The sequence below is a fragment of the uncultured Winogradskyella sp. genome (genome assembly GCF_963975125.1).
In the GTDB taxonomy this organism is placed as follows: Bacteria; Bacteroidota; Bacteroidia; order Flavobacteriales; family Flavobacteriaceae; genus Winogradskyella.
On sequence record NZ_CAXBGB010000085.1, the window covers coordinates 1 to 13,002 of the forward strand.

Below are 13,002 nucleotides of genomic sequence, written 5' to 3' on the forward strand. Positions count from 1 at the left end.
GGAAACTACGGAACAAAGGAAGATGAAGTAGAATCTGATGATGTAAAAATAGCAGGCTTAATTTGTAAAAACTTCAGTTTTGAATATTCAAGACCTTCAGCAGATAGTTCTTTAGAAGAATTCTTTGAAAAGTATAATACTTTAGCCATCGCTGATGTAGATACAAGAGCATTGGTGAGTTATATTAGAGACAATGGAGCAATGAATGCTGTCATCTCTACAGAAGTAGATAATATAGAAGGTCTTAAAAAGCAGTTAGCAGAAGTACCTTCTATGGAAGGTTTAGAATTAGCCTCTCAAGTATCAACTAAAGAGCCATATTATTATGGTGATGAAAATGCAACCTATAGAATTGCAGCTTTAGATATCGGAATTAAAAAGAACATTCTTAGAAATTTAGCAAAGCGAGATGCTTACATTAAAGTATTTCCATACAATTCTAAGTTTCAAGATTTAGAAGCGTTTAAACCAGATGGCTATTTCTTATCTAATGGTCCTGGTGATCCAGAACCTTTAGTTGAAGCGCAAGCTGTGGCAAAAGAGATCATAGCAAAGAACAAACCCTTATTTGGGATTTGTTTAGGTCACCAAGTCATTGCATTAGCAAATGGAATTTCCACCTATAAAATGCATAATGGTCATAGAGGTATAAATCACCCAGTTAAGAATTTAGTGACAGGAAAAGGTGAAATTACATCGCAGAATCATGGGTTTGCTATTAATAGAGAAGAAACGGAGGCAAATGCTAATGTTGAAATTACACATGTACACCTTAATGATCATACAGTAGCAGGAATCAAATTGAAAGATAAAAATTGCTTCTCAGTTCAGTATCATCCTGAAGCAAGTCCTGGACCAAATGATTCTGTGTATTTGTTCGACCAGTTTATAGAAAACATTAAGAACAACTAGTATAAAAAACGCAATAAAAGACTCCTTTTATTGCGTTTTTTAAGTTACGAAAACATTATAGTTAGTATTAATCATAAATATGATTTTTGTTCTGTTTTAAGCTATAGATTTTTGTAATTTTGATACAAATCAACATTAAAAAAAGATAAAATGAGTATTATAATTAATGTACACGCAAGACAAATTTTAGACTCTAGAGGAAACCCAACTGTAGAAGTTGATGTCACTACAGAAAACGGAATTATGGGAAGAGCAGCTGTGCCATCTGGTGCTTCTACAGGTGAGCATGAAGCTGTAGAGTTAAGAGATGGTGGTGACACCTACATGGGAAAAGGAGTTTTAAAAGCTGTAGAAAATGTTAATACTGTTATTGCTCAAGAATTATTAGGCGTCTCAGTGTTTGAGCAAAATGCTATCGATGAGATGATGATTGAATTAGATGGTACACCAAACAAATCAAAATTAGGAGCTAATGCTATTTTAGGTGTGTCTCTAGCGGTTGCAAAAGCTGCTGCTAATGAACTTGGCATGCCATTATATAGATATGTTGGTGGAGTTTCTGCAAATACGTTACCTGTACCAATGATGAATATTATTAATGGTGGCTCTCATAGTGATGCTCCTATTGCGTTTCAAGAGTTTATGGTAATGCCAGTTAAGGCAAAAAACTTTACGCATGCTATGCAAATGGGAACTGAGATTTTTCATAACCTTAAAAAAGTGTTGCATGATAGAGGTTTAAGTACAGCTGTTGGAGATGAAGGAGGTTTTGCTCCTAATTTAGCTGGTGGAACAGAAGATGCACTAGATACTATTAAAAAAGCAGTAGAGAAAGCGGGTTATAAGCTTGGTGACGATGTAATGATTGCTTTAGATTGTGCTGCGGCAGAATTTTATAAAGACGGTAAATATGATTATACACTTTTTGAAGGAGATACAGGAGTTGTAAGAACAAGTAAAGAACAAGCGGATTATTTAACAGAGCTAGCTTCTAAATATCCAATTATTTCAATTGAAGATGGAATGGATGAAAATGACTGGGATGGTTGGAAAGACCTAACTGAACAAATAGGAGATAAAGTACAATTAGTTGGAGATGATTTATTTGTTACTAATGTTGAGCGCCTATCTCGTGGTATTGATAATGGAATTGCAAATTCTATTTTAATTAAAGTAAACCAAATTGGTACACTAACAGAAACTATTGCAGCAGTTAATATGGCACATAATGCTGGTTATACGTGTGTAATGTCTCACAGGTCTGGTGAAACAGAAGATAATACGATTGCAGATTTAGCTGTAGCTTTAAATACTGGGCAAATTAAAACAGGTTCTGCATCTCGTAGTGACCGTATGGCAAAATACAATCAATTATTACGTATTGAAGAAGAATTAGGTGATGTAGCTTATTTTCCTCAAGAGAATGCTTTTAAACTGACGTAAGCTTAAACTAATTTATTAAAAATATTTTTAAAGCCTTTCAATGTTGAGAGGCTTTTTTTATGCAATTAATCAAAAGAATATATAATTCCATTAGTCAATTCGTATTGGGTTTTAGGAATATTAGCAATAGGATTTGCATCAAAATTGTAGCTAAACGACGTTCTAAATGCTAAGTTTTCAAATATTTTAAAAGCTAACGAAGCTTCACTAGAAATTCTAAAATCAGAGAATTGTTTAATTAAGGGTTGATAATAGGTCGTGCTAACAATGGATAAGTTTTCTGTTGGGTATAAGCTACACGAAAGGTAAGCACTTCCTCTAAAGTCTCTTAATATATTAATTGAACGTTCTAAAGTTTCTTCATGTTCATACATAAAAAGGGTGCCTAAATAATATCTAAAGTTTTCATTTTTAGAAAGCTTAAATCGAGGTCCTAAACCAAGTAACCCTCTAAATTTTATATCAGATATAGCATCATACTGGCTTTGAACAAAAGCTTCAAGTTTTATACGATCTCCAAGTTTTCTGTTATATCGAAAATGCTGTATACCTCTGTTTACAAAAGAGTTGTCCTCAATTTTCTGTAAATTAATATCATTAATAAATAGAAATAGATTCTTCTCAGTGTTATATTGAAGTCTTATTCGATTTGTGATTCTAAATATAGAATTAGTGTTTTTTATTAAACCCAAATCTAAACTTGCAGAACCAGACCATTTAGAAGAATCAGAGACGTGTCTTAGGGATTCTACATTAATGATTTGAGCACCACAAATTTGGGAAGAACTACACACTATAAGGAAAAGAAGTATTATTCGAGTCATTTTGGGTTAAAGCTAAATGATGATACAACAATATATCATTTTTTAGAGAGATAAATCTAAAATAACTAACAATTGTTATTTACTTTTTAGAAGTGTTAAAACGGTTATAATTCTCCTTCCTAAATCGTTTGATATTTCGTAAATTTGTAATCCTTAAAATAAAAACAAACAGTACACATGTCAGATAAAGCCACACTAGAAATTAATGGAGAAAAGTATGATTTCCCGATAGTAGTAGGAACAGAAAATGAAGTTGCTATAGATATTAAAAGTTTAAGAAGTTCAACTGGCGGAGTTATTACGATAGATCCAGGTTATAAAAATACTGGAAGTTGTGAAAGTGCAATAACATTTCTTGATGGTGAAAAAGGCATACTGAGATATAGAGGTTATTCTATTGAAGAACTAGCTGAGAAAGCTGATTTTTTAGAGGTGGCTTACTTATTGATTTTTGGTGAATTACCTACACAAGAGGAATTAGATAAGTTTCATGAAGATATAAAGTCGCATTCTGTTGTAGATGATGATATAAAGAAGATTTTAGATGCATTTCCAAAATCTGCACATCCAATGGGAGTATTATCATCTTTAACTAGTGCTCTAACTGCTTTTTACCCTACTTCAGTAGATGTTAATTCTGAAGAAGCCATGTATAATTCTATTGTTAGAATTTTAGGTAAATTCCCTGTATTGGTCGCTTGGACGATGCGTAAAAAGCTTGGTTTACCACTAGATTATGGAGATAACAAGTTAGGCTATGTAGAGAATGTATTAAAGATGATGTTTAAAAGCCCAAATGACGAATACGAACAAAGCCCTATTTTAGTAAACGCTTTAGATAAATTATTAATATTACACGCAGATCATGAGCAAAACTGTTCTACTTCTACAGTAAGAATAACAGGCTCATCTCATGCTGGTTTATTTGTATCGCTTGCATCGGGTATTTCAGCACTTTGGGGACCATTGCATGGTGGTGCAAACCAAGCAGTACTTGAAATGCTTGAAGCCATTAAAGAGGATGGTGGTGACACTAATAAGTATATGGCAAAAGCTAAAGATAAAGAAGACCCTTTCCGTTTAATGGGTTTTGGTCATCGTGTCTATAAAAACTTTGATCCAAGAGCTAAAATTATTAAAGTAGCTGCAGATGAAGTATTAAGTGATTTAGGGGTTGATGATCCTATTTTAGATATCGCAAAAGGTCTTGAAAAAGAAGCTTTGGAAGATCAGTATTTCGTGGATAGAAAATTATATCCTAACGTTGATTTTTATTCAGGTATTATATATAGAGCTATGGGAATTCCTGTAGAAATGTTTACCGTTATGTTTGCATTAGGTCGTTTACCAGGTTGGATTTCTCAGTGGCGCGAAATGCGTTTGCGTAAAGAACCAATAGGCAGACCTAGACAATTATACACTGGTGAGACTTATAGAGCATTTAAGACTATTGATAAGCGTTAGTGTCTAGTAATAAACATTGAAGAGCTTCATAAACTTATGAAGCTCTTTTTTATTTTAAAGCCTTATGAAATTAAACATACAAAACGAAGCATCACGTCTTAGAGCAGTTATTTTAGGAACAGCAGAAAGCAATGGACCTGTCCCTTCAATTGAAGAAGCTTATGATCCAAAATCGATAGAGCATATAAAAGCTGGTACATATCCCAAAGATGTTGATATGATGAAAGAGATGGAAGCGGTCGCTAAGGTGTTTAAAAAGTATAATGTTACAGTTTATAGACCTAAACTAATTAAAGACTACAATCAGATATTCTCTAGAGATATCGCTTTTGTTATTGAAGATAAACTAATTAAAGCTAATATATTACCAGATAGAGAACGTGAGTATGAAGCGGTTCATCATGTTATTGAGCAAATTGATGAGGATAAAGTTGTAATACTTCCTGAAGAATGCCATGTAGAAGGAGGAGACGTTATGCCATGGAATAACTATATTTTTATAGGCACGTATTCTGGTGAAGATTACCCAAATTATATTACGGCCCGTACTAATATGGATGCTGTAATAGCCATTCAAGAATTGTTTCCGTATAAAACGGTAAAAGCTTTCGAATTGAGAAAATCTAATACCAATCCTAAAGAGAACGCTTTACATTTAGATTGTTGCTTTCAGCCTATTGGAAAAGATAAAGCCATTATTCATAAAAATGGCTTTTTAGTAGAAAGTGAATACCAGTGGTTAGTAGACTTCTTTGGAAAAGACAATATTTTTGAAATTACTAAAGACGAAATGTATAACATGAATAGTAATGTGTTTTCTATTTCAGAAGACGTTATCATTTCTGAACGTAATTTTACAAGATTAAATACGTGGTTGCGTGAAAATGGATTTACAGTTGAAGATGTCCCTTATGCAGAAATAGCAAAACAAGAAGGATTATTACGCTGTTCTACTATGCCTTTGGTACGAGATTGATTACTGACGATATAAAAAGTAATTATTGACTAAATCAATATATTCTTGTTTTGCCTCATCTTCACTAATATTTTGTATTTGAAAAAGAGCATTAGTCTTAAAAGCATTTATGATTGGTTTCCGGCTACTAGGTCTCCCATAATTATTAGTTGCTTTTTTGTAATAAGCATACAACCGAAGTAAAAAATCAGCAGGAAAAGGTTCAGTGTGGTCGTTTACACGATCCACTGCTGTATCAAATTCTATATCTAATTCTTCAGAGGTCATTTCATTTCTGCGATGACGCTTTCTCCGCCACGAACTTTTTGATTGAGTTCTACTTTAATATCTGCATCTAAAGGTAAAAATAAATCTACACGTGAACCAAATTTTATAAATCCAGAATCTGATCCTTGAGAGGCTTTAGAATTTAAGTTTGCATAATTTACAATACGTCTTGCTAAAGCTCCAGCAATTTGTCTATAGAGTACTTTACCAAAACCTTCATTTTCTACAACAACGGTTGTACGTTCATTTTCTTCACTAGCTTTTGGATGCCATGCCACTAAGTACTTGCCAGGATGATATTTGCTATAGTTTATATTTCCACTAATAGGGTAACGTGTTACATGGACGTTAATAGGAGACATAAACACTGAAACCTGAATACGTTTATCCTTAAAAACTTCATTTTCCATAACCTCTTCAATAACTACAACCTTTCCATCTACAGGCGATAGAGCATGTTTGTCATTATGATGTGTGTGCCGTTTTGGATTTCTGAAAAATTGTAGAATTAAAATAAAAAAAGCTAAAACTACTATCATTAAGCTCTTTCGTAACCATTCGAGAGTAATAAATTCATCGATTATAAAAAACGAACCTACCACTATAACTAGTGAAATAAAAATAATTTTATGACCTTCTTTATGAAACATAACTTAAAATTCTTAAAAATAAATATATAAATGGTGCAGCAAAGATAATACTATCTAGTCTATCTAGTAGTCCGCCATGACCTGGCATTATAACACCACTATCTTTGACACCAGCTTGGCGTTTAAATTTAGACTCAATTAAATCACCTAATGTACCCAATACACTCACAATTATAGCTAGAACTAACCAGCTTGTAAATCCTAGAGTTTCTGTATAGTATGCAATGAAATAACTAGATATACACGCAAAAAATAGACCACCTAAAAAACCTTCAACAGTTTTTTTTGGAGATATACTTGGAAACAATTTTTGCTTTCCAAAATTTTTACCAACTAAATAAGCTGCACTATCATTTACCCAAACTAATATAAATGCGCCTAAAAGAAACAAAGGTGTAAAGTTATTTTTGTAGTTAGCAATAAGTAGCATAAACACAAACCCACTAGAAAGATAAAAGGTCGTCGCAAAATAGCGCTTTGATTCAAACAGTGGAATTTTCTTTGTGGTGAATAAATCTTTTATTAAAATTAGATTTACGAAAATGGTTATTACTAGTAAGATCTGAATCGCTTCATCACTGCCTTCAATACTTTTATTCCAAAGGGATATGTATCCAAATCCTACATAAAGTAAAATAAATATAGCGTATTGAATATAAGATTTAAGCTTTATAAGGTTACTAAACTCTACCAAACTTAAAATGCCGAAAATGGCCAGAAGTGCTATAGTGGCTTCTTGTGCATAAAGCGAACCAATGAGTAACAATACATAGACAACACCAGAAGTGACTCTTATAGATAGTTCTTTCATTATAAATCTTCTAGTAGAAGTAGATATAAGTTTTTTGCACTACTTCCATAAGTAAGAAAGTCTTTATCGTCTGATGCTTTAAAGTGTTTTATCGTTGTAATATTTGTAGGTATTGTGGTTTTACTTTTTTCTTTTATGCCTTTTAGACCTTCGCCAATGTTTTCTGCAAATTGACTCGTTGTAGCATATATTATAAAATGATCTGGCAGTTCTTTTAGTTTCTTTTCTGCAATTTGATTTGATGAAATTAATAGCGAACCATCATCAGAGATTAAATATTCACAGGTTGATAAAAAGTATGAACTTTCGGATATTTTTTTAGTGCTATTTAGGTTAAAATCCTTAAATAATTCTGATAAGCGTTGATCAATAAGAAATACTTTATCATTACTCCATTTGTTTTCTATAAGGATAGAGTTGAAACAATCTTTTACCTCTTCCATATTTTCACAATACAAAAACTTACCACCATTAGCTTTAAAGTTTATTGTAAAACGTTCATCTACAGGTAACTTAACTTCTGGCATGTATTTGCCACGCTCTTGGTTTGGTATGTGCTCTACGGTATTATCTTTTTTTCCGAAGAATTTACGAAATAAGCTCATTCAATTGTTGCTGTTAATCCTGATATTAGTGCTTTCGTAAATATAAAAAAACTTAAATTAACATTTGGTCAATTTAAGTTTTTTATATGATAGCACTATGATTTACTCTTCTTCACCCGAGATAATTTCAGATATAGTCTCTGGCTTATCAAAAGGACGTTTTCCAAAAATCTTCTCGAGATTATCTTTAAAAATAACTTCTTTATCCAATAGAACTTCAGCTAATTCTGTGAGCTTATCTTTGTTGATTTCTAATAATTCAATAGCACGTTTATATTGCTTTTCTATAATAGCAGATATCTCTTTGTCAATTAATTCTGCAGTCTGTTCGCTATATGGTTTTGTGAGTCCGTACTCTGATTGCCCTGAAGAATCGTAGTAAGTCAAATTACCTACTTTATCACTTAGGCCATAAATCGTAACCATAGCTCTAGCTTGCTTAGTAACCTTTTCTAAATCACTTAAAGCACCAGTTGAAATTTTATCAAAAATCACTTTCTCTGCAGCTCTACCACCTAATGCAGCACACATTTCATCTAGCATTTGTTCTGGTCTAACTATCAAGCGTTCTTCTGGCAAATACCAAGCAGCACCTAGAGATTGTCCTCTTGGTACTATAGTGACTTTTACAAGAGGAGCAGCATGTTCTAACATCCAACTTACGGTTGCATGACCTGCTTCATGGAAAGCAACGGCTCTCTTTTCTGAAGGTGTAATAATCTTATTTTTCTTTTCTAAACCACCAACAATTCTATCTACAGCATCTAAAAAGTCTTGTTTATTAACAGCCTTCTTGCCCTTTCTTGCAGCAATTAATGCTGCTTCATTACAGACATTAGCAATATCAGCACCTGAGAATCCTGGAGTTTGTTTTGCTAAAAAATCGATATCTAAAGTTTCGTCCTTTTTAAGTGGGCGTAAGTGAACTTCAAAAATCTCTTTACGTTCTCTAACATCTGGTAGATCTACATAAATTTGTCTATCAAAACGACCAGCACGCATTAAAGCTTTATCTAAAATATCAGCTCTGTTGGTTGCAGCTAATACAATTACGTTTGAGTTAGTGCCAAAACCATCCATTTCAGTTAATAATTGATTCAATGTGTTCTCACGTTCATCATTAGAACCCGACATAGCATTTTTACCTCTAGCACGACCAATAGCATCAATCTCATCAATAAATATAATTGAAGGAGATTTCTCTTTAGCTTGTTTAAATAAATCTCTTACACGAGATGCACCAACACCAACAAACATTTCAACAAAGTCAGATCCAGACAATGAGAAGAAAGGTACTTGAGCTTCACCTGCAACAGCTTTCGCTAATAATGTTTTACCAGTACCTGGAGGTCCTACTAATAATGCCCCTTTAGGTATTTTACCACCTAAGGCGGTATATTTTTCTGGGAATTTTAAGAAATCTACAATTTCTTGTACTTCTTCTTTTGCACCTTCTAAACCTGCAACATCTTTAAAAGATGTTTTCATATCTGTTTTTTCATCGAAGAGTTTAGCTTTAGATTTTCCGATATTAAAAATCTGTCCACCTGCTCCTCCACCTCCACCAGAAGACATACGTCGCATAATAAATATCCAAGCACCAACTATAAGAATAAATGGTAATAAAGTTAATAGCAAATCTCCCCAAACATTTTGTTCTGTATCGAAAGCAAGGTTTACTTCAACATTATTTTCTGCTTTAACCTTCGCTATTTCTTCTTGGAATAATTTTAAATCACCAAACTCAAATCTATAATTTGGCACAGGTGAAACTGAAGGTAATAAGGATTTAGGTTTAGATTTTTTATGTATCTCTTGCTCTTGTGCTTCTTTTGTTAAATAAACTCTTGCAACACGGTTATTAATTATTTCAACTTTTTCAACATCGCCATTCCGTAAGTAATTAAAAAATTCGGTTGGAGTTGTTTTACTCCCAGAAGAGTCGCCAAAACCTCCAGAAAATAACTGAATTGATAAAAATACAGCAATGATAATTCCGTAAATCCAATACGGATTCACTTTCGGGTTTTTGTTTAAATTTTTATTGTCTTTAGCCATTAGTAGCGTTTCTCTTTTAGTAACTGGTTTCTATTTGGGTTGTTTTTGCGTCTCCCCAAAGACTTTCGATATCGTAATATTCTCTGATATGTTTTTGAAATACATGTACTACAACATTAACGTAATCCATTAAAATCCATTCTGCATTATCGATTCCTTCGATATGCCAAGGTTTGTCTTTAAGGGTTTTACTAACTTGCTTTTGTATGGAACTGACGATTGCGTTTACCTGTGTATTAGAAGTACCTTCACAAACAATAAAATAATCACAAACAGTGTTTTCTATTTCTCTTAAATCTAAGATTGTAATCTCTTTTCCTTTAACCTCTTCTATGCCGCCAATGATTGTTGTAATGAGTTGGTCTGCATTGGTTTTTTCTTTCGTCATTAAATTGTATTAATTTTATGCAAAGTTATTATTTTTTTAGTTCTTGTAAGCTCTAATTGTCATAAGAAAACTATAAAATAAAACCGCCTTTTCAATGTATATAATCAAACTTGATGCCATTGACTCAACAAACGCTTACCTAAAGCGCTTGTCAGCTACAGCTATACCTAAGGATTATACAGTTGTAGTTGCAGATTTACAAACCGAAGGGAGAGGGCAAATGGGAACAAATTGGCAATCGGAGGAAGGTAAAAGTCTTACAGTCAGCGTGTTTAAGATACTGCGTAATTTTAATATTGAACAGCAGTTTTATATTAGTATGGTGGTTTCTTTAGCGATATGTAAAGCATTAACCGCATTTAATATTCCTAAATTACGCATAAAATGGCCTAACGACATTTTGTCAGAAGACAAGAAAATTTGCGGAATTTTAATTGAGAATGTCATTAAAAGTAACCAACTGCAAGGTTCGGTAATTGGTTTTGGATTGAATGTAAATCAGAAATATTTTGAAAATTTACCTCAAGCTTCGTCTATGAATTTAATATCTGGAGTTGTATTTGATAAAGATGAAGTGTTATCAGAAATTCTAAAGCAACTACAACATTATTTTGAACTACTTAAAAAACGACATTTATCTGAGATAAAATCGGAATATGAATCTCTTTTGTTTAGAAAAGATAAACCATCAACCTTTATTACTCCAGATACTTATACGTTTTTGGGTATTATACAAGGAGTAACTAAAAAAGGGAAATTAAAAGTCTGGACAGAAGACGAGATTATTAAAACATTTGATCTTAAAGAAGTAACGTTACTGTATTAAATAGCAGTCTTCATACTGGTAACTAAAGTCTCAATAAATTTACTAATAGGGCCTTTAATCATCATAGCCATCATTGCATTAAATTCGCCTTCAAAGGTTAATTGCACATCGGTTTTATTAGCTTCAATTTTAGTAATATTTCCAATAAGTGAAAAGTCTAATTTTCCACCTGCAGCACCTAAAACAATTTTACTATTTGGTGTAGCTTCTTTTTTCTTTAATATAATTTCGGGCATTCCTTTTAGAGCGAATAGAAATTTATCATTTTCTAAAACTTCAAACTTGCTAATATTTTCTGGCATTAAGGTTTCAAAATTTTTGACATCAGATAAAAAGTTGAAAATATCTTCGGCTGATTTCTCTAAGGTTACCTTTGGTGATTCTAAATTCATGATTTAATTTTTTATATGATGTTTATATCAATTAGCGTTCCATTCGCTAGGATTGGCATTCCATAGTGCTAAAATGTTTTGTTGTTTCTCTGTAATATAGTTAGTGTCTAATGCTTGTTCTAGCAAGTTTTCGTAATTACCAAGCGTATGTAACTCTATATTGGCTTCATCAAAATTCTTTGAAGCCACATCGAACCCATAAGAGAAAATAGCAACCATTCCTTTAACATTAACTTCGGCTTTTTTTAACGCTAAGACTGCATTAAGACTACTTCTACCTGTACTTATTAAATCTTCTACAACCACAACAGTTTGGCCTTTTTCTATATAGCCTTCAATTTGGTTTTGGCGACCATGCTTTTTAGCTTCTGGTCTTACATAAACAAAAGGAAGGTTTAAATAATCAGCTACTAAAGCACCAACACCAATTGCTCCTGTTGCTACACCAGCGATAGCATCTGGTTTTCCATAATGGTCTTCAATATGTCTGGCCATTGTTTCTCTAATAAAATTTCTAATTAGAGGGTAAGACAATACAATTCTATTATCGCAGTATATTGGTGATTTCCATCCAGATGCCCAAGTAAATGGCTCATTAGGCTGTAATTTTATAGCGTTAATTTGCAATAAAACTTCTGCGGTTTTTTTAGCGGTTTCTTTATTAAAAATCATGATGCAAAATTAATGAATTTTGTAGGCTTTGAAATTTTAAATTAAATTAATTTTCATTTTAAAGACCATGTCATAAAAAATAATATTTTTACAAGACCAAAGCAATAACTAACCTAAGCCATGTACACCATTTTTGTAGGTGATAAACCTATATTATTAACCACAAAAGTAGAACAGGAGACCGACTTTAAGTCTTATCTTCTAAAATCTGTAAATATAGGTAAGGTTATAAAAACTTTGACTAATACAGATTTAAAAGCTGTGCATTTGGTTGGGAGAAACCCTAATAAATTATTAAAACATTTTTTAAAGCTATTGCCAAATGTTGTTGCAGGAGGTGGAAAAGCCTACAATGCTAAAAGCGAAATTCTTTTTATTTATAGAAATGATAAATGGGATTTACCAAAAGGTAAAGCTGAAGGTAAAGAGTCTATAGAAGAAACTGCTGTAAGAGAAGTAGAAGAGGAGACAGGCGTTACAGGATTAAAAATAACGAAGCCATTACCAACAACCTACCATATTTTTAAGCGTAATGGAAAACATAAAATTAAAGTCACTTATTGGTTTGAAATGAAAACCGATTTTGAAGGCAAACTTCTTCCACAAGAAAATGAAGGCATTACCAAAGTAGAGTGGTTAGATGATAAGGCGTCTCAAAAAGCTTTAGAAAATAGCTATGCAAATATTCGGGTTTTGGTCTAGGTTCGTTTACCG

15 protein-coding genes are annotated in these 13,002 nt (G+C 32.6%); 6 read left to right on the forward strand and 9 right to left on the reverse strand.

All coding sequences use genetic code 11. The features are described 5' to 3' along the window. Together carA and eno are read left to right on the forward strand one after the other, a co-directional pair. Positions 1–912, forward strand: a 912-nt coding sequence (gene carA, locus AAC053_RS11690) for a glutamine-hydrolyzing carbamoyl-phosphate synthase small subunit (protein ID WP_339756720.1), incomplete at its 5' end; no start/stop codon positions are given. A 150-nt stretch (positions 913–1,062) separates the two neighbouring features. Further along, positions 1,063–2,355 carry a phosphopyruvate hydratase gene (eno, locus tag AAC053_RS11695; RefSeq protein WP_339756723.1) on the forward strand — a complete coding sequence of 431 codons (1,293 nt, stop codon included), beginning with the start codon at positions 1,063–1,065 and terminating at the stop codon, positions 2,353–2,355. A 65-nt stretch (positions 2,356–2,420) separates the two neighbouring features. Here the strand turns inward: eno and AAC053_RS11700 are convergent, their stop codons facing one another. Next, on the reverse strand, positions 2,421–3,179 hold the full coding sequence (locus tag AAC053_RS11700; RefSeq protein ID WP_339756726.1) for a DUF481 domain-containing protein: 759 nt from the start codon (positions 3,177–3,179) through the stop codon (positions 2,421–2,423). A gap of 177 nt (positions 3,180–3,356) precedes the next feature. Here AAC053_RS11700 and AAC053_RS11705 point away from each other — a divergent pair, with 177 nt between their 5' ends. Next, positions 3,357–4,643 (forward strand): citrate synthase, encoded by a 1,287-nt coding sequence (locus tag AAC053_RS11705; protein WP_339756729.1) that lies wholly within the window; start codon positions 3,357–3,359, stop codon positions 4,641–4,643. Between the two features lie 64 nt (positions 4,644–4,707). Further along, complete coding sequence (locus tag AAC053_RS11710) at positions 4,708–5,619, forward strand: arginine deiminase family protein (protein ID WP_339756732.1); 912 nt, start codon at positions 4,708–4,710, stop codon at positions 5,617–5,619. Here the strand turns inward: AAC053_RS11710 and AAC053_RS11715 are convergent, their stop codons facing one another. The 6 genes from AAC053_RS11715 to rsfS form a co-directional block, all read right to left on the reverse strand. Further along, a complete protein-coding gene (locus AAC053_RS11715) occupies positions 5,620–5,886 on the reverse strand; it encodes an acyl-CoA-binding protein (RefSeq protein WP_339756735.1) in 267 nt (88 codons plus the stop codon). After that, complete coding sequence (locus AAC053_RS11720; protein WP_339756738.1) at positions 5,883–6,536, reverse strand: phosphatidylserine decarboxylase family protein; 654 nt, start codon at positions 6,534–6,536, stop codon at positions 5,883–5,885. Before AAC053_RS11720 ends, AAC053_RS11715 begins: the two co-directional genes overlap by 4 nt. Then, the gene (locus tag AAC053_RS11725) at positions 6,526–7,347 is read right to left on the reverse strand and encodes a phosphatidate cytidylyltransferase (protein WP_339756740.1); all 822 of its coding nucleotides are present in this window, start codon (positions 7,345–7,347) and stop codon (positions 6,526–6,528) included. Before AAC053_RS11725 ends, AAC053_RS11720 begins: the two co-directional genes overlap by 11 nt. Next, the gene (locus AAC053_RS11730) at positions 7,347–7,952 is read right to left on the reverse strand and encodes an LUD domain-containing protein (protein WP_339756743.1); all 606 of its coding nucleotides are present in this window, start codon (positions 7,950–7,952) and stop codon (positions 7,347–7,349) included. Before AAC053_RS11730 ends, AAC053_RS11725 begins: the two co-directional genes overlap by 1 nt. A 102-nt stretch (positions 7,953–8,054) precedes the next feature. Continuing rightward, positions 8,055–10,010, reverse strand: coding sequence for an ATP-dependent zinc metalloprotease FtsH (ftsH, locus tag AAC053_RS11735; protein WP_339756746.1), 1,956 nt, complete (start codon positions 10,008–10,010; stop codon positions 8,055–8,057). Between the two features lie 16 nt (positions 10,011–10,026). Next, positions 10,027–10,398, reverse strand: coding sequence for a ribosome silencing factor (rsfS, locus tag AAC053_RS11740; RefSeq protein WP_339756749.1), 372 nt, complete (start codon positions 10,396–10,398; stop codon positions 10,027–10,029). A gap of 94 nt (positions 10,399–10,492) precedes the next feature. Here rsfS and AAC053_RS11745 point away from each other — a divergent pair, with 94 nt between their 5' ends. Next, positions 10,493–11,224 (forward strand): biotin--[acetyl-CoA-carboxylase] ligase, encoded by a 732-nt coding sequence (locus AAC053_RS11745; protein WP_339756752.1) that lies wholly within the window; start codon positions 10,493–10,495, stop codon positions 11,222–11,224. Here the strand turns inward: AAC053_RS11745 and AAC053_RS11750 are convergent. Beyond that, a complete protein-coding gene (locus AAC053_RS11750) occupies positions 11,221–11,616 on the reverse strand; it encodes an SRPBCC family protein (RefSeq protein WP_339756754.1) in 396 nt (131 codons plus the stop codon). The two genes, AAC053_RS11745 and AAC053_RS11750, sit on opposite strands and share 4 nt — an antisense overlap. 27 nt (positions 11,617–11,643) lie before the next feature. Beyond that, positions 11,644–12,288: an orotate phosphoribosyltransferase gene (gene pyrE / locus AAC053_RS11755; RefSeq protein ID WP_339756757.1), complete on the reverse strand. Its 645-nt coding sequence runs from the start codon at positions 12,286–12,288 to the stop codon at positions 11,644–11,646. A gap of 120 nt (positions 12,289–12,408) precedes the next feature. On the opposite strand from pyrE, the gene AAC053_RS11760 reads away from it, so the two are divergent. Continuing rightward, entirely contained in the window at positions 12,409–12,990 is a 582-nt protein-coding gene (locus AAC053_RS11760; RefSeq protein ID WP_339756760.1) for an NUDIX domain-containing protein, read from the forward strand. The last annotated feature ends 12 nt before the right edge of the window (positions 12,991–13,002 follow it).